Source organism: Actinoplanes sp. CA-030573 (assembly GCF_050951115.1).
In the GTDB taxonomy this organism is placed as follows: Bacteria; Actinomycetota; Actinomycetes; order Mycobacteriales; family Micromonosporaceae; genus Actinoplanes.
On the sequence record NZ_CP192038.1, the window covers coordinates 8,032,965 to 8,057,600 of the forward strand.

At 72.0% G+C, this 24,636-nt stretch carries 21 protein-coding genes and 1 riboswitch; of the genes, 9 read left to right on the forward strand and 12 right to left on the reverse strand.

Translation table 11 applies throughout. The features are described 5' to 3' along the window. Positions 1–95 precede the first annotated feature (95 nt). From ACQP2F_RS36995 to ACQP2F_RS37015, 5 genes are all read left to right on the forward strand, one after another. Complete coding sequence (locus tag ACQP2F_RS36995; protein ID WP_433295887.1) at positions 96–494, forward strand: TOBE domain-containing protein; 399 nt, start codon at positions 96–98, stop codon at positions 492–494. Beyond that, positions 491–1,261 carry a molybdate ABC transporter substrate-binding protein gene (modA, locus tag ACQP2F_RS37000; RefSeq protein ID WP_433295889.1) on the forward strand — a complete coding sequence of 257 codons (771 nt, stop codon included), beginning with the start codon at positions 491–493 and terminating at the stop codon, positions 1,259–1,261. The genes ACQP2F_RS36995 and modA overlap by 4 nt, the downstream gene beginning before the upstream one ends. Then, positions 1,258–2,046 carry an ABC transporter permease gene (locus ACQP2F_RS37005; protein ID WP_433307739.1) on the forward strand — a complete coding sequence of 263 codons (789 nt, stop codon included), beginning with the start codon at positions 1,258–1,260 and terminating at the stop codon, positions 2,044–2,046. The genes modA and ACQP2F_RS37005 overlap by 4 nt, the downstream gene beginning before the upstream one ends. Before the next feature lie 67 nt (positions 2,047–2,113). After that, positions 2,114–3,148: an ABC transporter ATP-binding protein gene (locus tag ACQP2F_RS37010; RefSeq protein WP_433295891.1), complete on the forward strand. Its 1,035-nt coding sequence runs from the start codon at positions 2,114–2,116 to the stop codon at positions 3,146–3,148. A gap of 16 nt (positions 3,149–3,164) precedes the next feature. Beyond that, entirely contained in the window at positions 3,165–3,749 is a 585-nt protein-coding gene (locus tag ACQP2F_RS37015; protein WP_433295893.1) for a DUF1684 domain-containing protein, read from the forward strand. Here the strand turns inward: ACQP2F_RS37015 and ACQP2F_RS37020 are convergent. After that, positions 3,736–4,407, reverse strand: coding sequence for a TetR/AcrR family transcriptional regulator C-terminal domain-containing protein (locus ACQP2F_RS37020; protein ID WP_433295895.1), 672 nt, complete (start codon positions 4,405–4,407; stop codon positions 3,736–3,738). The two genes, ACQP2F_RS37015 and ACQP2F_RS37020, sit on opposite strands and share 14 nt — an antisense overlap. A 62-nt stretch (positions 4,408–4,469) precedes the next feature. On the opposite strand from ACQP2F_RS37020, the gene ACQP2F_RS37025 reads away from it, so the two are divergent. Continuing rightward, complete coding sequence (locus ACQP2F_RS37025) at positions 4,470–5,003, forward strand: nitroreductase family deazaflavin-dependent oxidoreductase (protein WP_433295897.1); 534 nt, start codon at positions 4,470–4,472, stop codon at positions 5,001–5,003. Here the strand turns inward: ACQP2F_RS37025 and ACQP2F_RS37030 are convergent. The 7 genes from ACQP2F_RS37030 to ACQP2F_RS37060 all read right to left on the reverse strand — a co-directional run bounded on the left by ACQP2F_RS37030 (position 4,912) and on the right by ACQP2F_RS37060 (position 14,880). Beyond that, positions 4,912–5,649: an adenosylcobinamide amidohydrolase gene (locus ACQP2F_RS37030; RefSeq protein ID WP_433295899.1), complete on the reverse strand. Its 738-nt coding sequence runs from the start codon at positions 5,647–5,649 to the stop codon at positions 4,912–4,914. The genes ACQP2F_RS37025 and ACQP2F_RS37030 overlap by 92 nt on opposite strands. Before the next feature lie 9 nt (positions 5,650–5,658). Continuing rightward, on the reverse strand, positions 5,659–7,221 hold the full coding sequence (locus ACQP2F_RS37035; RefSeq protein ID WP_433295901.1) for a M16 family metallopeptidase: 1,563 nt from the start codon (positions 7,219–7,221) through the stop codon (positions 5,659–5,661). Next, the gene (locus ACQP2F_RS37040; protein WP_433295903.1) at positions 7,218–8,150 is read right to left on the reverse strand and encodes a hypothetical protein; all 933 of its coding nucleotides are present in this window, start codon (positions 8,148–8,150) and stop codon (positions 7,218–7,220) included. Before ACQP2F_RS37040 ends, ACQP2F_RS37035 begins: the two co-directional genes overlap by 4 nt. Positions 8,151–9,038: 888 nt before the next feature. Then, positions 9,039–10,283: an MFS transporter gene (locus tag ACQP2F_RS37045; RefSeq protein WP_433295905.1), complete on the reverse strand. Its 1,245-nt coding sequence runs from the start codon at positions 10,281–10,283 to the stop codon at positions 9,039–9,041. A gap of 76 nt (positions 10,284–10,359) precedes the next feature. After that, a complete protein-coding gene (locus tag ACQP2F_RS37050; RefSeq protein WP_433295907.1) occupies positions 10,360–10,899 on the reverse strand; it encodes a GNAT family N-acetyltransferase in 540 nt (179 codons plus the stop codon). Positions 10,900–10,908: 9 nt separating this feature from the next. Beyond that, positions 10,909–12,567 carry a sulfatase-like hydrolase/transferase gene (locus ACQP2F_RS37055; protein WP_433295909.1) on the reverse strand — a complete coding sequence of 553 codons (1,659 nt, stop codon included), beginning with the start codon at positions 12,565–12,567 and terminating at the stop codon, positions 10,909–10,911. Between the two features lie 75 nt (positions 12,568–12,642). After that, positions 12,643–14,880 carry a putative bifunctional diguanylate cyclase/phosphodiesterase gene (locus ACQP2F_RS37060; RefSeq protein WP_433295911.1) on the reverse strand — a complete coding sequence of 746 codons (2,238 nt, stop codon included), beginning with the start codon at positions 14,878–14,880 and terminating at the stop codon, positions 12,643–12,645. Between the two features lie 100 nt (positions 14,881–14,980). Here ACQP2F_RS37060 and ACQP2F_RS37065 point away from each other — a divergent pair, with 100 nt between their 5' ends. Genes ACQP2F_RS37065 through ACQP2F_RS37075 form a run of 3 tightly spaced genes read left to right on the forward strand, consistent with a single transcriptional unit; the run spans position 14,981 to position 19,322 of the window. After that, positions 14,981–15,625: a TetR/AcrR family transcriptional regulator gene (locus ACQP2F_RS37065; protein WP_433295913.1), complete on the forward strand. Its 645-nt coding sequence runs from the start codon at positions 14,981–14,983 to the stop codon at positions 15,623–15,625. Between the two features lie 2 nt (positions 15,626–15,627). Continuing rightward, on the forward strand, positions 15,628–17,364 hold the full coding sequence (locus ACQP2F_RS37070; RefSeq protein ID WP_433295915.1) for an ABC transporter ATP-binding protein: 1,737 nt from the start codon (positions 15,628–15,630) through the stop codon (positions 17,362–17,364). Then, entirely contained in the window at positions 17,361–19,322 is a 1,962-nt protein-coding gene (locus ACQP2F_RS37075; RefSeq protein WP_433295917.1) for an ABC transporter ATP-binding protein, read from the forward strand. The genes ACQP2F_RS37070 and ACQP2F_RS37075 overlap by 4 nt, the downstream gene beginning before the upstream one ends. 68 nt (positions 19,323–19,390) lie before the next feature. Here the strand turns inward: ACQP2F_RS37075 and ACQP2F_RS37080 are convergent, their stop codons facing one another. From ACQP2F_RS37080 to ACQP2F_RS37095, 4 genes are all read right to left on the reverse strand, one after another. After that, a complete protein-coding gene (locus ACQP2F_RS37080; protein WP_433295919.1) occupies positions 19,391–22,213 on the reverse strand; it encodes a beta strand repeat-containing protein in 2,823 nt (940 codons plus the stop codon). Positions 22,214–22,228: 15 nt separating this feature from the next. Beyond that, positions 22,229–22,308: riboswitch (cyclic di-GMP riboswitch) on the reverse strand. 265 nt (positions 22,309–22,573) lie between these two features. After that, positions 22,574–22,783, reverse strand: coding sequence for a ferredoxin (locus ACQP2F_RS37085; protein ID WP_433295921.1), 210 nt, complete (start codon positions 22,781–22,783; stop codon positions 22,574–22,576). After that, the gene (locus tag ACQP2F_RS37090; protein WP_433295923.1) at positions 22,780–23,982 is read right to left on the reverse strand and encodes an NADH-ubiquinone oxidoreductase-F iron-sulfur binding region domain-containing protein; all 1,203 of its coding nucleotides are present in this window, start codon (positions 23,980–23,982) and stop codon (positions 22,780–22,782) included. Before ACQP2F_RS37090 ends, ACQP2F_RS37085 begins: the two co-directional genes overlap by 4 nt. A 49-nt stretch (positions 23,983–24,031) precedes the next feature. Next, positions 24,032–24,625, reverse strand: a complete 594-nt coding sequence (locus ACQP2F_RS37095; protein WP_433295925.1) for a ferric reductase-like transmembrane domain-containing protein — start codon at positions 24,623–24,625, stop codon at positions 24,032–24,034. Positions 24,626–24,636 lie beyond the last annotated feature (11 nt).

A 24,636-nucleotide genomic window follows, 5' to 3' on the forward strand; every position in this document is an offset into this window, starting at 1 on the left:
CAGCATGCCGCCGCGAGTGTGACCTCGGCAACGGTTCCGCATCTGCGAGTCGTTCCTCCTGTGAAGCCTCGCATCTGCGGCCCTAGAGTGATCCCGTGACGACCTACCGCATCGGGGAGGCGGCCGACCTGCTCGGCGTCAGCGTGGACACCGTGCGGCGCTGGGTCGACTCCGGACGGCTGGCGGCCGGCCGCGACGATCACGGGCACCGCAGCGTCGCGGGCGCCGACCTGGCCGCGTTCGCCCGGTCGCTGGCCGACGATCCGGACCCCGGCGCCCGTCGTTCCTCGGCGCGCAACCGCCTGCCCGGCATCGTCACCGCGATCACCCGCGACGCGGTGATGGCCCAGGTCGACATCCAGGCCGGCCCGTTCCGCGTGGTCTCGCTGATGAGCCGGGAAGCGGTCGACGAGCTCGGGCTGGAGGTCGGCTCGACGGCGGTCGCCGTGATCAAGTCGACCACGGTGGTGGTGGAGCGAGGGGACGACAGATGAGGAAGCTTCTGGCCGTGATCGTCGCCATCGCGTTGGTGGCCGGCTGCGGCGACAATTCCGGCAGAACTAGCGAAGCCGCGTCCGGCGCTCTCAGCGGCAGCCTCACGGTGCTGGCCGCGGCATCGCTGACCGAGACCTTCAACAAGATCGGCAAGGACTTCGAGACCGCCAACCCCAAGGTCAAGATCACTTTCTCGTACGGCGGAAGCTCCGGCCTGGCTCAGCAGATCACCTCGGGCGCACCCGCCGACGTGTTCGCGGCCGCCAGCCCGGCCACCATGAAGACGGTGACCGACGCCGGCGACGCCACCGGCACCCCGGCCGTCTTCGTGCGGAACCAGCTCGTCATCGCCGTGCCCAAGGGCAATCCCGGGGGCGTCCGGGCCCTGGCCGACCTGACCGCGCCCGGCACCAAGGTGGCGCTCTGCGCCGCGCAGGTGCCGTGCGGCGCCGCGGCCGGGAAGGCCCTCGGCGCGGCCGGCGTGAAGATCACCCCGGTCACCCAGGAGCAGGACGTGAAGGCCGCTCTCGCCAAGGTCAAGCTGGGCGAGGTGGACGCGGCCCTGGTCTACCGCACCGACGCCAGGGCGGCCGCCTCCGATGTCGAGGGCATCGAGTTCCCGGAGTCGGCCGGCGCCGTCAACGACTACCCGATCGTGGCGCTCAAGAACGCCCCCAACGCCGCGGCCGCCGCCGCGTTCGTGTCCTTCGTGCAGACCGGGCCCGAGCTCGAGGTGCTGACCGACGCAGGGTTCCAGAAGCCCTGAGCAGGCGCCGGCCCAAGGTTCCGCCGGTCCTGGCGATCCCCGCGATCGCCGGGCTGGCGTTCCTCGTCCTCCCCCTTGCCGGGCTGCTCGTGCGGGCGCCCTGGTCGACGCTGCCCGAGCGGCTCACCGAGCCCGGCATCCTGGCCGCGCTGCGCCTGTCGCTGCTGACCGCCACCATCGCGACCGCCGGCTGCCTGGTGCTCGGCGTGCCGCTGGCCTGGCTGCTGGCCCGCGTCGAGTTTCCCGGCCGGCGCCTGGTGCGGGCGCTGGTCACGGTGCCGCTGGTGCTGCCGCCGGTGGTCGGCGGCGTCGCGCTGCTGCTGGTCTTCGGCCGGCGCGGGCTGATCGGCGGGTGGCTGGACTCGACGTTCGGGGTGACGCTGCCGTTCACCACGGCCGGCGTCGTGGTGGCCGAGGCGTTCGTGGCGATGCCGTTCCTGGTGATCAGCGTGGAGGGCGCGCTGCGGGGAGCGGACGCCCGCTACGAGGAGGCGGCGGCCACGCTCGGCGCGAGCCGCTGGACGGCCTTCCGCCGGGTGACGCTGCCGCTGATCGCGCCGGGGGTGGCGGCCGGCGGGGTGCTCTGCTGGGCGCGGGCGCTCGGCGAGTTCGGCGCGACGATCACGTTCGCCGGCAACTTCCCCGGGCGTACGCAAACCATGCCGTTGGCCGTCTATCTCGCCCTCGAACAGGACGTCGACGCCGCGATCGTGCTGAGCCTGCTGCTGCTCGTCGTCTCGGTCGGCATCCTCGCCGCCCTCCGCGACAAGTGGGTCGCGGCATGACCGCCGCCGCACGCGCCGGGCGGGCATGCGCGGCACGGCGGGCGGGCGCGCGCAGGGACGGCGCGGCATGATGCTCGACGCTCGGCTGGTCGTCCGGCGGCCGGGCTTCACGCTCGATCTCGCGCTCGCGGTCGCGGCCGGCGAGGTGGTCGCGCTGCTCGGGCCCAACGGCGCCGGGAAGACGACGGCGCTGCGGTCGCTGGCCGGGCTCACCGGGCTCGACGACGGGCACGTCACGCTGGACGGCGCCCGCCTCGACCGGGAACCGCCCGAGCGGCGCCGGATCGGCGTGGTCTTCCAGGACTACCTGCTGTTCCCGCACCTCACGGCCCTGGACAACGTGGCCTTCGGTCCCCGCTGCCGCCGCGTGCCGCGCCGGGAGGCCCGCGAGCAGGCCCGGGAGTGGTTGCTGCGGGTGGGGCTTTCCGAGCACGTACGCAAGAAGCCGCGCCAGTTGTCGGGTGGCCAGGCCCAGCGCGTGGCCCTCGCCCGCGCGCTCGCCGCCGAGCCCAAGCTGCTGCTGCTCGACGAGCCGCTGGCCGCGCTCGACGCCCGCACGCGGCTGGACACCCGGGCCCGGTTGCGCGGGCACCTCTCCTCGTTCCCGGGCGCGACCGTGCTGGTCACCCACGACCCGCTGGACGCGATGATGCTGGCCGACCGGCTGATCATCGTAGAGGACGGCCGGATCGTGCAGACCGGGGACGCCGCCACGATCACCGGGCAGCCGCGCACCGACTACGTCGCCCGGCTGGTGGGGCTGAACCTCTACCGCGGCCGGGCGGACGGCACCAGCGTCGTCCTCCCCGAGGGGTTCACGATCGTCACCTCCGTACCGCAAGCCGGTGAGGTCTTCGTTGCTTTTCCGCCCGCGGCCGTGTCCCTCTTCGCCGCCCGCCCCGACGGCAGCCCCCGCAACACCTGGCCGGCGACGGTGACCGCGATGGCCCCGCACGGCGACGCGCTGCGGGTCGAGCTGGCCGGACCGGTAGCCGTCGCGGCCGACGTCACCCCGGCCGCCGCGGTGCAGCTGGAGCTCGCGCCCGGCCGTGAGGTGTGGGCCACGGTGAAGGCCACAGAGACCACGTCCTACCCGGCCTGACGGTTACGTTTGCGGCATGGAGGCACTCGAGCTGACCGACTACCGCGCCGCCGTCGCCCGGATCTACCTGGATTCCTCCGATCTCGCGGACTTCCGGGCGCGGCGCGACAAGTTGTTCGCCACCCACCCGCAGTCGCCGATCCCGGTCTCCGAACGGCCGTCGTTCGCCGGTCTGCGCTACTACCCCGCGCGGCCCGGCGCGATCGTCGAGGCGGTGGTGACCCCGGCCGAGGGCGAGATCGACATCGACACGGGCGGACCGGACGGCGTGGTGCACTACAAGCGCGCCGGCATCATCGAGACCACGTTCGGCCCGCTGTCGCTCTGGTGGATCTCGGCGTACGGCGGCGGGCTGTTCCTGCCGGTGCGCGACGGCACCTGCGGCTCGACCACCTACGGCGGCGGCCGCTACCTGACCGACACCGTGAAGGGGACGCACGGGCGCGGGCTCGAGGTGCTGGGCGGCGACCGGGTGCGCCTGGACTTCAACTACCTCTACAACCCCTCCTGCGCGTACGACGACGCGTGGCTCTGCCCCTTGGCGCCGCCCGAGAACCGGGTGTCCGCGCCGATCGAGGCGGGCGAGCTCACGTACCGCTGAGGCGCCGTTTCTCCAGGCCCTCGAGCAGGAGATCCAGCGCGAACGCGAACTCGCCGTCGTCGTCGCAGCCGCCGAGCGCGCCCTCGTGCGTGACGGCGGTGGCGAGCTCGACGATGTGCGGCATCGTCTCCGCCCACGCCGCCACCGCCTCCGGGGACGGCGAGGTGTCCGGGTTGTCGTCGAACAGGTCCTGGCTGAAGCCGAGGATGCGGCTGCCGAGCAGGTGCAGCGCGTGGTGGGCGAGGCCGACCGAGCAGCCGCCGGCGCGCAGGATGGCGAGAACCCGCTCGAGGTGCATCATCGCGGCCGGCGTCGGGGTGTCGCGGCCCTCGATCACCCGGGCCGCCCACGGGTGGCGCAGCATGGTCGCCCGGGCCGCCATGATCAGGGCCCGCAGCCGCTCGGCCCAGGGACCTCCGGTCTCCGGGACCTCGATCCCGGCGACCACGGCGTCGGCCATCCCGGCGAGCAGGGCGTCCTTGTCCCGTACGTGGTAATAGATCGACATCGGGTCGACCTCGAGCTCCTGCGCCAGGCGCCGCATGCTCAGCCCGGCCAGGCCGTCGCGATCGGCCAGCTCGACCGCCGCCGCGATGATCCCCGCGCGGCTCAGGCGCTTCTCCCGGGTCGGGCTCTCTTCTTTGGCACGTCTCGGCACTCCCGGATCCTACGCCGTAGGGTTTACTCTACGACGTAGACCTACAGCGTAGGAGAGAGACCATGAAGAAGCCGTTCCTTCCCCCGAGATGGTTCGTCCGCGGCGCCTGGCGCACCCACCGTCTGCTGTTGCGCGCCACCGGCGACCGGGTCGGCCTGCGACCGCCCGTGCCCGGCCGCTGCGGCATGCTGCGGCTGACCACCACCGGGCGCCGCTCCGGCGAGCCGCGGGCCGTCGTCCTGTGCTACATCGAGGACGGCGACCGCCTGGTCACCCTGGCCATGAACGGCTGGGACCGCGCCGACCCGGCGTGGTGGCTCAACCTGCGGGCGAACGGGTCGGCAACCGTCGACCTGGCCGGCGGCGGCTCCCGCCCGGTGACCGCCGCCGTCGCGACCGGCGAGGAGCGGGAGCGGCTGTGGGCGGCCCTGCACGACTACGAGGGCTACGGCGACATCGACGCGTTCGCCGCCCGCCGGGGCCGGGAGACGGCGGTCGTCGTGCTCAGCCCGGCCGTCGCCGATCCGGCCCCGGCTGCCGCGCGTGCTTCGCAGCGGACCGTTCCTGACGCTCCGACCACGACTGGATCCCGGTGAGATTGACCGCTCCCCCGGCCATGACCGCCCGGTAGGCCGCCCGGGCCAGCTTGGCCCCCCACTCCGAGCGGGGACCCCCGTAGGCTGCGACCGGACTGCCGGGCGGACTCTCGAGCGGGCACATCACGCAGACGGCGTCGGTCGCGGTGCCGGTGGCGGCCAGGCCCAGGTCGCGGATCGCCTGCGTCTTCGCCTCGGTGACGGTGGCGACGGTGTTGACCAGGGCGCCGTCGCTCAGCGGGCGCGGGATCCAGGCCACCACGTTCACCGTGCCGGGCGTCTTCGTCGTTCCGCTCGCCGCCGCCGGGTCGCAAGCCTGGATCGGGGCGCCGAGGCCGACCGTCGCCCACAGCCGGACGCCGGACTCCTCCTCGGTCACCACGTCGGCCACGTCGACCCCGGTCATCAGGCCGACGCCGGGGCCGGCCAGCCCTTGGCCCCGGGCGATGGCGGCCAGGTGGTCGGCCGGATCGTCCCGGTCGTACGACATCGGGACGCTCGCGTTGATCACCCACCGGCACTCGCCCAGGCCGCCGCCGAGGGTCGCCGACGAGATCGCGCGGGCCGGCCCGGCCAGCCGCCAGACCAGCAGCGGGATGTCGTGGCCGTCCTCGGCGCGGTGGGTCAGGGTCGGTTCGGCGATCACCGGTCGACTCTAGGACCTGCGGAGGGCCCGGATGACCGACCGCAGCAGCTGCGCCGGGGCCGGACCGGTGATCCGCCTCCTCGCCGCCTTCGTCTTCGTCGCCTTGGTCTTCGTCGCTTTACCGCGGGGCTGGGGCTTCGGGATCTGGGCCGGGTCGCGCGCGGGCTGGTCGACCCGCAGCTCGGGCCGCACGCGGGCGTCGATGTCGGCGACCGCCCGGGCGCCCTTGGCGTTCAGGGTCGGCTCGACCCGGATCACGATGCCGTCGGCGCCGAAGAGCTGGCGGGCGCCGTCCGGCCAGGCGCGCACGAGCACGCAGTCGTCGAAACGCACGGTGGCGATGGTGCCGTCGGCGAACGCGCTGATCCCGTCGGGGCCGACCACGAGCTTCTCGTCCGGATCGGCCAGCGACCGGTACGCCGTACCGCTGACCGCCGACTCCGATTCCCGGGGCGCGACCGCGAAGCCGGCCCACTCCGCGTCGCACGGCGTCATCAGCAGGCCTGCCGACCAAGCCCGCGCCGCAAGCTCGGCGACCTCGGCCACGGTCACCGCCTTGGACTCGGCGACGACGTCCTCGACGTCCCGCACCTCGCGCCCGCCGAGCAGGGCCATCGCCTGGACCGGCAGCCGGGCGCCGGTCTCCTCCCGGCGCCGCAGGGTCTCCACCCGCTGATTGACCACCGCGGTCACGTCGGCCTCGTCGATCCGGCCCACCCGCAGCGTGGCCAGCAGGTCGACGAACGCGCCGAGCACGGCGCCCTGCTTCTCGGGCAGCGCGTCGGCGACGGCGGTGATCACCACCCGGTCCCCGGCGATCGGCCGGTAGTCGGTCTTGATCGTGTAGGAGAGGCCGGCCTCCTGCCGCAGCTCGCGGAACATGACCCGTTCGAGCAGCCCGCAGAAGACGGCGGCGGTGGTCGAGCGGGGCACGATGGTGTCCCACGCCAGCACGCCCGGGCCGCCGGGGAAGAAGGCCGGCGTGACCGGCAGCGCCGAGGACGGCTCGGGCGCCGGGCGGCGCTCGCCACGCGGCAGGTCGAGCCGCAGATCGGCCGGGACGGCGTCGCCGGCCACCCACAGCACCGCGTTCTCCGTGGTGAAGTAGCGGGCCACCCACGCGCGCAGATCGTCCTCGGTGATCGTGGGCAGTCCCCACTCCGGGTAGGCGACCGTGCCGTGGTCGCGGGCGCCGTGCCGCCACAGCGCGAGCGGCTCGGCCACGCCCGGGTTGCGGCCGTTCGCCTCCGCCTGCAACAGGTCCTTCTCGACGGCGAGCCGCCGCATCGGCAACTCCCGCAGCGACGCGCACACCCCGTTCAGGAAGGCGATGACGTCCTTCTCGTCGCCCTGCATGTGGAAGTAGGTGAACTCGACGCCGGTCGCGCCGTTGTAGTGGTAGTCGGTGATCCCGACCTCGTGCAGGGCCAGGTGCTCGACCAGATGGGTAATGCCGCGCCGGGCCATCGGCTCGTCGGCGAGCCCGACCCGGAAGGCCAGGCCGGCGTGGGTGGGTCCGGTGGTCGGCGCCAGCAGCACCGGCACGCCGTCGACCTCGAGCCGCTCGATCATCGCTTGCCTTCGTCCCGCAGCGCCCACGCCCGGCGGGCCCGGATCGTCGCCGCGACGTCGTGGTGCAGATAGGCCCACGGCAGCTCGGTGCCGAGGTCGCCGAGCATCCGGAACATGGCCGCCGCCCGTTCCCGGTCGCGCAGCAGGCAGAACGCCATCGCGAAGCCGCTGACCACCGAGACCCAGCCGTAGTCGCGGCGAAAATCGGGGTGCAGCACCGACCGCTCGGCGGCCTCCTCGATCTGACCCCGGACCGAGCGCAGGTAGGCGGTGCCGCCGTCGCCCAGGTCCAGCCAGCGTTCCCAGTGCCCATCCACGACGAGGTACGCCTGGAGCGAGCCCGGCTCGGCGGCGAGCATCGCCTCGCGGGTCCATTCGTGCAGCCGTTCCCACGTGCCGCCCCACTTCGGGCAGAGCTGCTGGAGGAACTGCACCTGACCGGGCAGATGGTGCGGGTCGAGGGCGGCCAGTTTCCCGTACCGGCGCCCGCTCTCGGCCTGGCCCAGCTCGAGGCCGCGGGCCGAGGTCAGCCGCGCCACCCACAAAGCCGGGTCGCCCGGCCGGCGGGCGACGCCGTCGAGAAGGACCACCTCCGCCTTGCGCAACCACCCGTGAAAGGCGGCAAACTGCGCGCGCGACACATGCTCGGCGCGATAGCCGGTACGCACCGCCCACCCCACGCCGATCAGATGCATGCCCAGCATGGCGACGGCGGCGGTGTCCTCCGGATCGCCGGCCACCACGGCCCGGAGAAACTCCTCGAGGTCGTCCCCGTCGGCGCCGTAGCGCAGCAGCATCGACCGCCCGGCCGCCCCCGCGGCATCGACGAGCTCCCGAACGGCCGGCCAGTCGCGCACCGCAAGCGCGGCGCGCACCTTGGCCACCTCCGGGTAGGCGTCCGCCGCATCGAGCAGCACACGGTCCGACATGGCCAGGAAGCATAAATCAAGAAGATCATTTCTGGAGTCCCCATTTTGGGGTGTGGGCGGCGGTGGCTGTGGGGGTGTTTTTGGGGGGTGCTTTGGTGTGCGGGGTTGGGGCGTTTTCGGTGGTTTCTTGGCTGCTTGCGCGGTCCGTGTTGGGTCGGTTGTCTGGTTGTCTCTTGGCCTCGCTTGTTCGCTCGCCCGGCCGTCTTGCGTCGCTTCCCCCAGGCGTTTTGGGCCGCTTCCCCCGGGCCGTCTCGTGGCCGCTTATCGGGCGTCCCGTTGGCGCTTCCCGGCCGTCCCGTTAGTGCTTCCAGGCCGTCCCGGCACCGCTTTCGGCCGTCTCTTCACCGCTTTACCGGCCGTCTTGGGCCGCCTCCCGGGCCATCCCGCGCCGCCTTCTCGGCCGTCTTCTGTCCGATTTCCCGGCACCCGCCGGTAGGCGCCCAAAGTCTGTGGACGGCCCCGCGGAAATGTCACACCCGGCTGCTCTACTCGACCCCACCCAGAAACGGGGTGGGGCGGGCGGAATGGGGCGCGAAGTGGAGAGGGCGCGCGGACCGGGGCGCACGAAGCGGGACAGGACGAGCGGACCGGAGCGCACGGAGCGGGACAGGACGAGCGGGCCGGGCGCGCGGACCGGGGCGCACGGAGCGGGACACGTCGAGCGGACCGGGACGCACGCAGTGGAGCACGGCATGCGGAGCCGGGCGTGCGGACGAGACACGGCGCGCGGAGCGGGGCGCGCGCAGTGGGGCAGGCCGCGCGCAGTGGGCCGCCCGGAGTAGGACTGGGCCGCCCCCGACCCGCACACATCGCACCGGCCCGCAAACACCGCCGGCGCCGCGGCCCACCACCACGACCACGCGCCAACTGAGCAGCAAAACCCAAGCCCTACTCCGCAAGCAGCCCAGCCTCTCCCCCCGGCCGGCCCCAAGACCACACAACGGCCCAACCCGCGGCCACAATCACCACAACCCCCGCGATCAAAAACGCCAGGCCCGGCCCCGACCGGTCGGTCACCACCCCGGCGACCGCGGCGCCCAGGGCGCTGCCTGCATTGGCGGCCACGTTGATCCACGTGCCGGCCTCGGTGCCATACCCGGGCGGGCTCAGGTCATCGGCGGCCAGATACGCGACAACATAGAGCGGCGCCACCGCCAGGCCGCCCACCCCCATCACCACGCCGAGGGAGATCAGGTCTGGGGCGGCGGATGCGGCGAGCAAACCGGCCGCCAGCAACGCGAGCAGGCCGGCGAAATGGTGCGTACGCGGGCGGGTGTGGTGCCGGCGGGACCACAACAGTCCACCCACGACGCTGCCGGTGGCCACGGCGGCCTCGAGCAGGCCGGCGGCGCCGGGGTGGCCGGCGGCCTGGGCTTCGGCGGCCATGCCGGTGTAGGCGGCGCTGATGGCGGCGCCGGCCACGAGCAGGACGGCCAAGACCCGCAACAGGCCGGGCGATCGGAGCGGTCCGGCGGTGAAGAGCCGGGCGGCCAAGACCCGCAACAGGCCGGGCGATCGGAGCGGTCCGGCGGTGAAGAGCCGGGCGGTTGTCGCAATGGTGGGGGGCGCAGCGGCGACCATGCCCAGCGTGCCGAGCAGGAGCAGGGCGGCCGTTGCCAGCAAGGTCCAGCGGGCCGGAGCCAGGGCCAGGCCGACGCCGGCCAGGAGGGGGCCGGTCAGGTAGAGGGTCTCCTCGGCGACGGCGTCCAACGCGTACGCCCGCTGCTTGAGCTCCGTGCCGTCGGTGAGTGAGCGCCAGGTGGACCGCATGGCCGGACCGAGCGGGGGCGCGGCCAGGCCGGCCAGCGCCACGAACGGGACCGGCCACGGGGTGAGCGCGGCGAGCGCGAGAAAGCCTGCGCAGAACAGGGCCAGCCACGGCAGGACTCGGCGCTGGCCGTGGGTGTCGGTCAGGCGGGACTTCAGCGGCAGGGTGATCGAGGCCAGGCCGAAGGCGGCCAGGGCCAGACCGGCCCGGGCGTACGAGCCGGTGGTCTGCTGGACGGTGAACAGGGTGGCGAGCGGCAGGAGCCCGTACGCGAGCCGGCCGCCGAGCGCGGGCACGAAGGCGCGCAACGCTGAGGGCAGCCGGAGGACGGCACGGTAGCTCCCCGCCGATTCGGGGGCGGGCATGAAGTCTCCTCAAGAGGGCGGGGATGTCCGGAAAATCCCGGACCCCTAGTGCCGCGTGGGAGACATGACCGAGAGCCTACGCCCACTCCGGCGCGAGCACGGCCCAGATCTCGGAGTCGTGGTGGACGCCGTTCCAGAAGAAGTTCTGCCGCAGGGTCGCCTCGTGCGTCATGCCGAGGCGGCGGGCCACGGCCGAGCTCGCCTTGTTGTCGGTGCGACAGTGCCACTCGACCCGGTGCAGGCCGCGCTCGCGGAAAGCCCAGTCGATCAGGTGGCGGGCGGCCTTGGTGATCAGGCCGCGGCCGGTGCCGGCCGGCTCCAGCCAGCAGCCGATCTCGGCGACGCCGAAGAACGTGTCGAACGAGACGAACATCGTGCCGCCGACCAGGGTGCCGTCGAGCCAGATGCCGAAGAGCCGGCCCGTGTCGCGGGCCTGCATGTCGGCGTACCTCTGCAGGGTCGCCCGCGCGCCCTCGAGGTCGGCGCTGCGGCTCGCCCACGGGATCCACGGATCGACGGTCTCGCGCGCGCGGTCCATGTGCGCCAGGAACTCCGAAGCGTGCCAGGGCTCGAGCGGTCGCAGCGCGGCGCCGCCCCCGAGATCGACGGTGAACACCCGGGAAGCCTAATGCGCCTCGCCGTCGGGGCCGAACGCGGTGAGGAAGCGGTCGCGGAACTCGTTCATCGGCCACACCGGCGCGTCCGGCGCCGGGGTGAGCCCGTTCGTCCAGCCCCAGCTTTTGACCCGGTCGAGCACCTTCGGATCCTTGGCGACGATCGAGATCGGCACGTCCTTGACGGCGTTCTGGCCGACCACGACCGAGGCCGGCTGGTGGTCACCGAGGAAGACCATCACCAGGTTGTCGTTCCCATACTTCTGCACGTACGAGATGAGCGTGTCGACGGAGTAGGCGATCGACGTGGCGTACGCCTCCTTGACCCGGTGCCCGTCCTTCCAGACGCTGCCCGCGCCCTCGGCCGACTTGATGATCGGCCCGTAGACCGAGCCGTCGCCGAGCTGGTCCCAGTCGAGCGTCTTCGGCAGCGGCGCCCACGGGGTGTGGCTCGACGTGAGGGTCACCTCGGCCAGCAGCGGCCCGCGGCCGGCCTTGCCGTACTCGAACTTGTCCAGCTGCCGCATCGCGTACTGGTCGGGCATCGTCGACCAGCTGAGCATCGGGCCGTGGTAGTCGAGCGAGTGCACGTCGTAGACCTGGTCGTAGCCGTAGAACTGCCCCTCGGGCCAGGCATAGGTCACGCCCGGCTCGATCCCCACCGTACGGAAACCCGCTCTTTTGAAGGCCCTCGTGAGCGTGAGCCGGTCGGTGTTGACCAGGCTCCGGTAGCGCTGCTGGTTGTCGATCCACAGTCCGGAGAGGAACGTCGAGTGGGCCAGCCAGCTGCCGCCGCCCGCGGTCGACGAGGTGAGGAAGCCGGTGCGGGCCGCGAATCCCTTCGCCGCCAGCTTGGCGTCGTCGGCCTTGAGCTGGGCGAGCACCGTGCCGTTGAACTCGGGGTTCTGCACCGCGTCGCGGCCGTAGCTCTCCACGAAGCCGATGATCACGTCCTTGCCGCGCAGCGCCGTGAGCAGCTGGTCGTCGGGCAGGTTGCGGAACGCGTCGACCTGCACCTCGCGGTCGAACCGCTTCTGGTCCTCGATGTCCTGCGGCACCTTGAGCGCGGTGTCACGGGCCAGCTCGGCGGCGGCCTGGGCGGCCACCGGGACGCCGCCGACGATCTGCACGCCGAAGACGGCAAGGATGATCCAGGCCGAGGCGAAGGCGAAGACGGCGTGGCGGGTGGGGCGGGCATGCCGCGCGAGCAGGCGACTTATCCGCCGTACGGCGAAAGTCAGCGACGTGAGCAGCGCCGCGACCGACGCGATGGCCGCCACCGCCACCCCGAACGCGCCGAGCTTACCGATCGAGTCCTCGAGGAAGTGGTAGCCGTCGCTGAACAGCACCCAGTCGAGCACCGGGTCGAACTCGCGGGCCAGCACGTAGAAGAAGCCGATGTCGACGATCTTCACCACGGTGAGCACGCCGAGCGTGAAGCCGAGGATCGTCGCCGTCCACCGCCGCGGCCGCTCCGGCAGCGCGAGCAGCACGGCGATCGCGACGATCGCCTCGATCGGGATGCGGACGAGGGCGTTCAGCCAGAAGTTCCCCGGTGGCAACCGCGTGATCTGGTCGGGGAGGACCAGCGCCAGGAAGACGAGCAACGCGGCGAGACTGGTGACCACCGCGCCACCGACATGGCGCAGATGGTTTTTGATCTGGGACAACTCGGGTTTCCTAACCGCCGTGAGCGACCTGCCTCCAGGTACACGGCGGGTGCGGGGCTTCGGTTCAAGCCGAGGCTACGCCCCCACGCTCTGCTTCTGCGCAAGCAGGGCGGTGATGCCGGACGGGTCCGCCGGCCTGCCGAAGAGATAGCCCTGGCCGTGGTCGATGCCGATCCGGCGTAGCGTCTCCCACTGCTCGGCCGACTCGATGCCCTCGGCCACGGTCTTCATCTTCAGCGCCTGGCCGAGGCCGGCCACGGCGTCGACCAGGGCGACGTCGTCCTCGTCGATGTGCACCTCGTCGACGAACGTCTTGTCGATCTTGATGACGTCGACCGGGAGCTGCTTGAGGTAGCTGAGCGACGAGTAGCCGGTGCCGAAGTCGTCGATGGCCAGGCGGACGCCGAGGCGGCGCAGCGCGTGCAGGGTCTCCTTGGCCGCCTCGATGTCGGCCATCAGCATCGACTCGGTGATCTCCAGGGTCAGCGAGGCGGCGTCGAGGCCGGCGTCGGCCAGCGCCGCGGCGACGTCGTCGACCAGGCCCGCGTACTGGAACTGGCGGGCGGACAGGTTGACGTTGACGTGCAGCCCGGCCGCGTCCGGCGTCTCGGCCCGCCAGCGGGCCAGCTGGGCGCAGGCCTGGCGGAGCACCCAGCGGCCGAGCGGGACGATCAGGCCGTTGGCCTCGGCGCCGGCGATGAAGTGGTACGGGCCGAGCAGCCCATCGCGCGGATGCTGCCACCGGACGAGGGCCTCGACCGCCGTCAGCCGTTGCGTGTGCATGTCGACGACGGGCTGGTAGAGCACGCGGAACTCCTCGTGCTCGAGCGCGTGCTCGAGGTCGGCCCGCTGCTGCGCCTCCTCGAGCACCGACATGGTCATGGTCGGGTCGAAGATGGCGTACCCGTTCCGGCCGGCCCGCTTCGCCGCATACATGGCCAGGTCGGCGTTGCCGAGCAGCTGCTCGGCGCAGACGATGCCGGCCTCGCCCGGCTCGCATGCGGCCGAGCTGGCGATGCCGATGCTCAGCGAGCAGGTGATGTCGCGGCTGGCGAGCCGGATCGGCTCGTGCGCGGTGGCCAGCAGACGGTCGGCGAGGCGGGACGCGTCGGCCGGGTCGAGGTCGCGCAGCAGGATGGCGAACTCGTCGCCACCGAGCCGGGCCAGCACGTCGCCGGGGCGCACCTGGCCGCGCAGCCGCTCGGCGATCGTGGTCAGCAGCTCGTCGCCGGCGCTGTGCCCGAGGTTGTCGTTGACCAGCTTGAAGTCGTCGAGGTCGAGCAGCAGCACGGTGACCGGGCGACCGATGCCGCCGGCGGCCACGGCCTCCTCCAGCGTGCGCCGGAACATGGCCCGGTTCGGCATGCCGGTCAGCGAGTCGGTGAAGGCCTGGCGGCTGAGCTGCTGCTCGAGCTCGCGCCGGGCGCCGATGTCGCGCAGGCTCACCACCACGGCCTGCAGGTCCGGGTCGTTGATCCAGTTGGTGCCGATGACGTCGACGTAGACCCACTCGCCGGACCGGTGGCGCAGCTTGGACTCGGTGCGGTCGCTGCGCCCGATCGGCAGCGCCAGCATGCCGTTCAGGAAGTCGTGCACGCCGCCGAGGCGGTCCTCGCCGATCAGCTCGTGGAGGCGCTTGCCGGTGAGGTCCTTCGCCCGGTAGCCGAGCAGCTGCTCGACGGACGGGCTCACGTACTTCAGCGTGCCGTCCCGGCCGACCGCGAGCACGGCGTCGGCCGAGGCCTCGAGCAGGGTCTCGGCCCGCTGCTCGGCGGCGCGGCGGCGGGCGTCGAGGCGGCCGCGGCTCTGCGCGTTGACCGCGGTCAGCACGATGACGCAGCAGTAGATGGCGAGCACGACCCCGGCGGTGGCCGCGCCGAGCCTGGCCTGCCCGGGCAGCAGCGCCGCGTAGCCGATGCCGCTGAGGCAGCCGAGCAGGACGACGGTCCGGGGCGGCCAGACCGCGGCCGCGGTCATCAGCAGGAGGACGGCGGCCGGCAGGTACAGCGTCATGCCCCGGGAGTCGCCGACGCCGAACAGGAACATGACCGGCAGCTGCCCGAACCACCACAGCAGCAGCCGCGAGCGGAAGCCGGGCCGGCGCACCAGGCGGTTCCACGGCAGCCGCACGGCGGCGAGCTGGACGACCACCGCCACGGCGACCGGGATCAGCCACCAATGCCGGTTCGCGGGCCAGCTCAGCGCGATCCGGAGGCCACCGATCGAGGTGAGCACGGCGGCGATCCACGTGCCGATGCGGATCTGGCGGGCCCAGTAGTCCGCAGTGTGATCGTCAAACTCCAGTCTCCGCACGGGCCGTCCATCGGCCGGGCCTCGCAGGACCTGAGCGGAACGCCACCCATGACAAATGTCAGTGGCTGAGTGAGTGCTCGCTCAGTTAGAGTTCCCTCTCGTGGAGAACAGGCGTAGACGGGTCCCGGCGCTCGCGCCGGAGGAGCGCCGGGCGGCCCTTATCGCGGCGACCATCCCGCTGCTGCACGAGCACGGGCTCGAGGTCAGCACCCGGCAGATCGCGGCCGCCGCGGGCGTGGCCGAGGGCACCATCTTCGGCGTCTTCGAGAGCAAGAACTCGCTGGTCGTGTGCTCGGTGATCAAGGCGCTCGACCCGCAGGCGACGCTGGACGGGCTGGCCGCGATCGACCGGTCGCTGCCGCTGCGCGAGCGGATGACCGAGGCGGCCGATCTGATCCACGCCCGGATGGCCGAGAACGCGCAGCTGATGGCCGCGGCGCGGAAGCTGATCCTGGCCGGGCAGAGCGACCCCGAGACGCAGGGGCGGATGGCGTCGAGCCGGGAGCGGCTGAGCGCCGCCCTGGCCGCGGTGATCGAGCCGGACGCCGGCTGGCTGCGCCGCTCTCCCCGGGCGGTGGCGCAGATGCTGCTGCTGTTCTGCGGCGCCAACACCTTCGGGCCGTTCGGCGACCCGGAGGGCTTCCGCGGGGCCGACCTGGTCTCGCTGCTCCTGGACGGGCTGCTCGTCCGGGACGAGAAGGACGACGAAAACGACGACGAAGAGGACAAACGGGGGGACCGGTAGAAGTGCTCATCCAACTGCTACGCAGTCATCTACGGCCGTACAAGAACGCGATCGCCCTGGTCGTGCTCTTCCAGTTCATCCAGACCCTGGCCACGCTCTACCTGCCCACGCTGAACGCCGACATCATCGACAACGGCGTGGTCAAGGGCGACACCGGCTACGTCATGCGGATCGGCGCCGGCATGCTGGGCATCACGGTCCTGCAGATCCTCGCCCAGGCCGTCGCGGTGTACTTCGGCGCGCGTACGGCCATGGCGGTCGGCCGCGACGTGCGCTCCTCGATCTTCACCCGGGTCCAGCAGTTCTCGGCCCGCGAGGTCGGGCAGTTCGGCGCGCCGTCGCTGATCACCCGGACCACCAACGACGTGCAGCAGGTCCAGATGCTGGTACTGCTCACCTTCACGCTGATGGTCTCGGCCCCGATCATGTGCGTCGGCGGCATCGTGCTGGCGCTGCGGCAGGACGTGCCGCTCTCGGCCCTGCTGCTGGTCATCGTGCCGCTCCTGGTGATCGTGGTCGCCCTGATCATCAGCCGGATGCGGCCGCTGTTCCGCTCGATGCAGGTGCGGATCGACAAGGTCAACCAGGTGATGCGCGAGCAGATCACCGGCATCCGGGTGATCCGCGCGTTCGTCCGCGACGAGCGCGAGCGGGCCCGCTACGAGGGCGCCAACGACGAGCTCACGGACGTCTCGCTCAGGGTCGGCAAGCTGATGGCGCTGATGTTCCCGACCGTCATGCTGATCGTGAACATGTCCAGCATCGCGGTGCTGTGGTTCGGCGGGCACCGGATCAACAGCGGCGAGATGCAGATCGGCGCGCTCACCGCGTTCCTCAGCTACCTCATGCAGATCCTCATGTCGATCATGATGGCCACCTTCATGTTCGTGATGATCCCGCGGGCCGAGGTCTGCGCCGAGCGCATCCGCGAGATCCTGACCACCGAGTCCAGCGTCGAGCCGCCGCGCGCGCCGGTCACCACGCTCAGCCGGCACGGCTTCCTCGAGCTGCGCAACGTCGGCTTCCGCTACCCGGGCGCCGAGGCGCCGGTGCTGTGCGACGTGTCGCTCACCGCCCGGCCGCGCGAGGTCACGGCGATCATCGGCAGCACCGGCAGCGGGAAGACGACGTTGCTCAACCTCATTCCCCGGCTCTTCGACGCGACCGAGGGCGAGGTTCTGGTGGACGGCGTCGACGTGCGCGATCTGGACGAGGGGCTTCTTTCCCGTACGGTCGGATTCGTCCCGCAGAAGCCATACCTCTTCACCGGCACCGTCGCCTCGAACCTGCGCTACGGCAACCCGGACGCGACCGACCAGCAGTTGTGGGAGGCGCTCGAGGTCGCCCAGGCCCGGGACTTCGTCGAGCGGATGGACGGCGGCCTCGACGCGCCGATCGCGCAGGGCGGCACCAACGTCTCCGGCGGCCAGCGGCAGCGGCTCGCGATCGCCCGGGCGCTGGTCGCCAAGCCCGAGGTCTACCTCTTCGACGACTCGTTCTCGGCACTCGACTACGCCACCGACGCCGCGCTGCGGGCCGCGCTGACCCGGCACATCGCCGACGCGACCGTGGTCGTGGTCGCCCAGCGGGTCAGCACGATCCGCGACGCCGACCGGATCATCGTGCTCGACGACGGCCGGGTGGCCGGCAGCGGCACGCACTCCGAGCTCATGGACCGCAATCCGACGTACCGGGAAATCGTTCTGTCGCAGCTCACCGAGCAGGAGGCCGCCGCATGACCGCGCCCGTTCGCAGGCCCGGGCCGCCGGTGGGCGGACCGCCCGCCGCCCGGATGATGATGGGCGGCGGCGCGCCGCCCGAGAAGCTGCAGGACTTCAAGGGCTCGACCAAGCGGCTGCTGAGCCTGCTCAAGCCGCAGCGGGCGCTGGTCGGCCTGGTGCTGCTGTTCGGCATCTGCAGCGTCGCGCTCTCGGTCTCCGGGCCGCGGCTGCTCGGCCACGCCACCGACATCATCTTCGCCGGCGTGGTCGGCAAGCAGGTGCCGGCCGGCGCGACCAAGCAGCAGATCGTCGACGGGCTGCGGGCCCAGGGCGAGAACACCCGGGCCGACCTGCTGTCGTCGATCGACTTCGTCCCGGGCCAGGGCATCGACTTCACCCGGCTGGCACACCTGCTCGGCTGGGTGGCGGTCGTCTACCTGTGCGCCTGGCTGTTCGGCGTCCTCCAGGGCCGGCTGACCGCGACCGTGGTGCAGCGGGCCGTCTACCGGCTGCGGCAGGACGTCGAGGCGAAGCTGTCGCGGCTCCCGCTGTCGTACTTCGACCAGCAGCCCCGCGGCGAGGTGCTGAGCCGGGCCACCAACGACACCGACAACATCGCGCAGACCCTTCAGCAGACGTTCGCGCAGCTCATCACGGCCCTGCTGATGATCGTCGGGGTGCTCGGCTTCATGTTCTGGATCTCCTGGATGCTGGCGCTGATCGCGCTGATCACGGTGCCGGTGTCGATCCTGGTGACCACCTTCATCGGCAAGCGCTCGCAGCCCAACTTCGTCGCCCAGTGGGGCACGACCGGCAAGCTCAACGGCCACATCGAGGAGATGTTCACCGGGCACTCGCTGGTCAAGGTCTTCGGCCGGCAACAGGAGGCTCAGGCCAAGTTCGACGAGCACAACGAGAAGCTGTACGCGTCGAGCTTCCGCGCCCAGTTCATCTCCGGCCTGATCCAGCCCAGCATGATGTTCATCAGCAACCTGAACTACGTGCTGGTGGCCGTGGTCGGCGGCCTCCAGGTCGCGTCCGGCACCCTGTCGCTGGGCGAGGTGCAGGCGTTCATCCAGTACTCGCGTCAGTTCAGCCAGCCGCTGACCCAGGTCGCCTCGATGGCCAACCTGATCCAGTCCGGCGTGGCGTCGGCCGAGCGGGTGTTCGCCCTGCTCGACGCCCCCGAGCAGTCGGCCGAGCCGCCGTCGGCGAACGTCGGCCGGGTCGAGGGGCGGGTCGCGTTCGAGGACGTGTCGTTCCGGTACGTGCCGGAGAAGCCGCTGATCGACCACCTGTCGCTGTCGGTGTCGCCCGGCCAGACGGTCGCGATCGTCGGGCCGACCGGCGCCGGCAAGACCACGCTGGTCAACCTGATCATGCGCTTCTACGACGTCGACTCCGGGCGGATCACGCTCGACGGCATCGACATCAACGCGATGACCCGCGAGGAGCTGCGCGAGCAGATCGGCATGGTGCTGCAGGACACCTGGCTGTTCGGCGGGACGATCGCGGAGAACATCGCGTACGGCGCGGACTCGTTCGACATGGACGCGGTGCGGGCGGCGGCCGAGGCGGCGCACGTCGACGCGTTCGTGCGCATGCTGCCGGACGGCTACGACACGGTGATCGACGAGGAGGGCTCGAACGTCAGCGCCGGCCAGAAGCAGCTGATCACCATCGCCCGGGCGTTCCTGGCCGAGCCGAGCATCCTGATCCTCGACGAGGCCACGAGCTCGGTCGACACGCGTACCGAGGTGCTGATCCAGCGGGCCATGAACACGCTGCGCAGCGGCCGGACCAGCTTCGTGATCGCGCACCGGCTGTCCACCATCCGCGACGCCGACGTGATCCTGGTGATGGAGCACGGCAGCATCGTCGAGCAGGGCACGCACGACGAGCTGATCGCGGCCGGCGGCGCGTACGCCCGGTTGTACTCGGCGCAGTTCGCCCAGGCCGTCGCCGAGGTCGACTGAGCTTCGGTGACAAAGCGACGGGGGCGGCCCGTGTGGGCCGCCCCCGCCTTCGTTCCGTCAGGTGTTACTTACTTGACCGTGAACCGCTTGACGTCGGAGTAACCGCCCGCCAGGCCGTTCGGCGTGTAGCCGGCCACGAACGCCCGGACCGCCACGGCGGTGCCGGAGGCCAGCTTCGCGGTGGCCCGCCACTGGTTGTTGGCGCCGGTCGTGCCCTTCCAGGCGTTGACCCACTTGCCGCCGACCCAGCGCTGGACGATGACCGACTGGCCGGCGCCGCGCGGGGTGCCCTGAACCGCGAAGCTCACGACGCCCTTGGCGGTGGAGCTGGCCACGAAGACCGGCGCCTGGGTGACCGTGACCCGCTTCTCGGCGGTGGTCTCGTCGCCGGACCGGACCGCGAAGCGGTAGCCCTGGCTCAGCGTCCGGGTGAAGGTGAACGCGCCGTTCGCGCCGGCCGTGGTCGTGGCCAGCTTGGCCAGCGCCGCGTTGGCGGCCGAGATCGGCGCGCCCCAGAGCTCGACGGTCGCGCCGGCGGTCGCCTTGCCGGAGATCGGCGTGTTGATGCCACCGGTGACGTTGGCCGCGACGTTGAGCGTCAGCGCGGTCGGCGTCGGGTTGCTGGTGCCGGTCCCGATGACGATCGCACCGGACGTGACGGCGCCGACCCCGCTGAGCGAGGTGCCGGAGACGATGACCGTCTCGTTGCCCTCGTCGGACTTGTCCTCCAGCAGCGGCACCACGGCGATCGGGATCACGGTCCCGGCCTCGGTGCCACCCGGGATGGTGACCGACTGGGTGCCGGGGTTGGTGAAGTCGGACGAGTCGGCGGCCTTGCTGCCGCCCACCGACCCACCGGCGAACGAGATGTTGTAGACGACGTCGTTCTCCGAGCCGGCCGTCACGGTGGCGGTGACCTGAGCGGTCTCGCCCTCCTTGGCGGTGACGTTGTCGATCTTCAGCGCCGGCGGCTTGTCGTCGTTCTGGATGGTGAGCGTGACGTTCTTCGACTGCGCACCCGACACGGTGCCGGAGGTGACCGCCGCCTGCAGCGAGACGTCCTCGTCCGACTCGTAGAGGCCGTCACCGTAGACCAGCACCACCGCGTCCGCGCTGGTCTTGCCGGCCGGGATGGTCACCTGCTGGGTGACCGCCGTGTAGTCGGCGGCGCCGGGCTGCGCGCCGCTGGTGTTGTCGTTGATGTCGACCGTGATCGGCTCGCTGCTCGGCGAGCTGAGCTTGATCGGGATCAGCACCGGCGTGGTGCCGTCGTCACCCTCCTTGACCTTCGCGTCGCCGACCGAGAGCGTCGGCAGCGGGTCGTCGTCCTTGATCGTGACCGCGACCGGCGAGTTGCTGACGTCGGCGGACGTGTCGCCCTGCGCCTGGCCGAGAGTGACGTTGAAGGTCTCGTCGCCCTCGTGGAGGGTGTCGCCCATGACGTCGACCGTGAAGGTCTGGCTCGTCGTGCCGGCCGGGAAGACCAGCTTGCCGCTCTTCAGCACGAAGTCGGCGCCCGCCGTCGCGTCGCTGGCGGTCACACCGGAGGCCTCGGCGGCCCAGTTGACGGTGACCGCGCGGCCGGAGGCCGGCTTGAGGGTCGCCGTGAAGGTGCGGGCCTGCCGGCCGTTGTTGCCCTCGGTGACCGACGTCGGGTCGACGGTGACGGTCGGCACCAGCGCCTGGTCGGCGTCGGTGATCTCGGTGTCCCGCTTGACGGTCGCGCCGAGAACGGCGTTGGTCGGGTCGGAGATCGTGACGCCGTAGGCCTCGGTGTTCTCGTTGAGGTTGTCCGCGGTGAGCGGGACGTCGAACGTGCCGGTCGCCGATCCGGGCTGGATGGTGACGGTACGGTCGGTCGGGTACGTGAAGTCGCTGCCCGGGGTGGCCTTGTCGTCGCCCGTCGGCAGCGTGGTCGGGTCGCCCGCGCTCCACTTCACCGTGATCGGCAGCTCCGACGGCGGGTTGGCGGTCACCGTGTAGGTGATCGTGTCGCCCTCGGCCCCGGTTGCGGCACTCTGCGAGAGCGTCACCACCGGCGTGGTCTCGGCGTCCTTGATGCTGACCGTCGTCGACGCTGTCTTCGGCGTGACGCCGCTGACCGCGGTGCCGTTGACGTTGAACGTCTCGAGGTCGGCCGCGTCCTTGGTGCCGTCGCTCTTGACCGTGACCGGGAACGTCACGGTGTTCTTCAGGCTGTTGGCCGGGACGGTGAGCTGGCCGGTCACGGCCGTGTAGTCGGTGTCCGCCGTCGCCGTGCCGCCACCGCTGGTCATGTTGATGACGGTGTCGGTCGCCGACTTGCCGCTGAGCGTGGCGGTGATGTTGGTCGTCACGTCGGTGCTGCCGTCGCGGTTCTCGGTCACCGTGGCCGGCGAGGCGGACAGCGTGTAGGACGGCATCTGCTGGGCGTCGAGGATCGTTCCGACGCCGCTCGCGGTGTCGCCGTTGCCGTCGTCCGCGGTGAGGGTGAACTTCTCGGTGCCCTCGTAGACCTGGTCGTTGACGGCCTTGACGGCGATGGTCTGCACGAGCGTGCCCGCCGTGAACGTGAGGCTCGACTGCGCCTGCGTGAGCGCCGCGACGTCCGTCGAGTCGGCGGTGCTGGGGCTGCCGAAGTCGTAGGCGATGGAGTACGTCGCGCCGACGCAGTCCGCGCCGCTGGTGCAGCGGATGGTGAAGGTCATGGTGTCGCCCTCGGTGGCCGAGGCGGTCGACACGATGAGGCCGTTGGTGCTCGGAGCGGCCATCGCCGGGGTGGCCATGAAGGTCGGCACCAGGCCGACGAAGCCGGCCACAGCGGAGGCGAGCAGCGTCCGCGCGGATTTCTTGCCACGCAGCGTGAACGGGACCGAGCCGCTCTTGGCCGCATGGGCTTCTGGATAGCGCATGTCTTTTCTTTCTCCTTCGGCGGCTGGGCTGCCTCCGTCGGGGGAGGCCCCTGGCTTTGCGTCCCCGCCTTACGGCGGGTTTGCCTGTTCGGGTACCGCACACGAGGGCGGAACGGGGCGCCGGAAAACCCGGCTGAGCAGCGCCAACACCGGATGTCGAAGATCCGGCATGATGTCGCGCCTTCCGTAATCTAACCGGCGAATATGAGCGTTACTGGCGGAACGCAATTTTCCGGGTTAAATCGGGGCAAGACGGCCGCGCGGCAGCCCGCGCGCTTCGGGTGGACCGAACGGACCATGCCAGCCCGGCGGAGAAGGTGCGGGCGGTTACGCCCAGAGCGAAGAGCGCAACCGGCTCTCTCAACCACTGACCAGGCGCAACGCCAGCATCGGACAGCGGTCCACGGCCTGCCGTGCCGCGCCCTCCAGCGGGCGGGGCACGGCCGGCTCGCGGTGGCCGCCCCGCGCCACCGGGTAGCCCCAGTCGTCCTCGGCCAGCAGCTCCTCCAGCAGCTCGGTGCAGACTCCACGGCCGTCGCAGGCGGTCCAGTCGATGTGCAAGCGACTCATCGCCAGCCCTCCGTCGCGGCTCCGGTGGCCAGGCACCGCCCGCCGAGATGCGCGGCCACGTCCGCCCCGAACGCCCGCATCGCGGTCAGCACCAGCCGGCCCGTGCCGTCCGGGTGCCGGCAGGCGCCGCGCCCGGTGACCAGGGCGGCCAGCCGCGCCACCTCGCCCGGCAGCCCGGCCCGCGGGCGGCCGACGGCCAGGTCGGCGAGCGTGGCCGCCATCCGGGGCAGCCCGTTCACGCACGGCCCGCATTGGCCGGCGACCTGGCCGGCCAGATAGTTCGCGATCCGCGCGGTTTCGACGAGGCCGCAGACATCGGCCGGGAGCGCGACGATCACGCCCGCACCCGGCGAGGCGCCGAGCGGCTCGAGGGCCCGCCGGCTGACCGGTAGCGCCGGGTCGGCCGGAACCCAGCCGCCGTGATATCCGCCGACCAGCACCGCCTGGAGGGGGGAGGTCGCGCCCCCGGCCGCCGAGATCAGGTCGCCGAGGGGAACGCCGTAGCCGGCCTCCACCACGTCCGGCCGCGCCACCGCGCCGCTGACCGTGGCGAGAAACGTGCCCGGCTCCTCGGCGGTCCCGGCCGAGCGGAACCAGCCGGCGCCGAGGCGGGCGATCAGCGCGAGGCGGGCGAGCGTCTCCACGTTCTGCACGAGGGTGCCGGTGTCGACCAGGCGGATCCGCTTGTCGGCCGGGACCGCGCCGTGCCCGGCGACCGAGGAGGCGACGGCGGTCTCCTCCCCCGCGACGAAGGCATCCGGCGCCGCGTGCAGCCCCACCGGCAGCGCGTCGAGGCCCGCACCCCGGCGCGCCGCCAGCAGGTCGCGCAGCCGCGGGAGCACGCCGGCCGGCGCGTAGAGGTGGGCGTGAGCGGCGCCGGTCGCCCGGGCCGCGAGCTGCAGCCCGTCCAGCACCAGGTTCGGCTGACGAAGCAGCAGCGCGCGGTCCTTGCCGCTGGCCGGCTCGCCCTCGGCGCCGTTGGCGATCACGGTCTTCGAGCGCCGGGCCGCCGCCACCGCGCTCAGCTTGCGCCCGACCGGGAAGCCGGCGCCGCCCCGGCCGGTCAGACCCGAATCACGGGCGAGGCCGATGATCTGGCCGGCGTCCAGCGACGGCAGGCGCCCGTACCGGCCGAGGTGCCCGTCCAGCGTGCCGTCGCCGTCGAGGAGCCGGCTGGGTGCCTCGGTCCGGCTGATCATCGCAGGGCCTCCCCGCTCTGCTCACAAATGCGCGCCGGATGGATCGCTCTCATCGGGAGACCTCCTCGAGGTGCGGCCGCAAGCGCGGGGCGATGCGGCGCTCGGCTCGGGCCGGGAAACGGGCGAACGACGGGGAGATGCGCCAGATCACGGCCGCGGCCACGACGGCCGCGCAGGTCAGGGCGATCGTCCACAACCACCAGACGGCGCGGTCGGTGCCGGTGCCGAGCCCGTGCGCCAGGGCCACCGGCCAGCACAGATAGGCCAGCCAGTGCACGATTCGCCAGGTGCGGGCGCCGAGGCGGTGCCGCAGCAGACTCGTGACGACCAGCGCGAGCACCAGGTCGAGGGCGAGCGTCCCGAGCCCCTGCCAGAGCGGGCGGTAACTGCCGGCGAACGGCAAGACCAGATCAAGGACTCGCAATTGCGCGTACGGGTCGAAAAGCAGACTGATCACGTGGCCGGCCAGGAATACGACCGCGAGGAGGGCCGCGTTCCGATGCAGCAACGAGACCGCGAACCGGGGCAGCCCGAACGCCGGCCGCCCCGACCGAGCGCCGATGCCGAGCGCGACCACGACCGTGAGCAGCACGAGCGAGACGACGCCGGAGCCCCGGGCGAAGTACCAGAGCGCGTCGCTCACGACGGCCACCC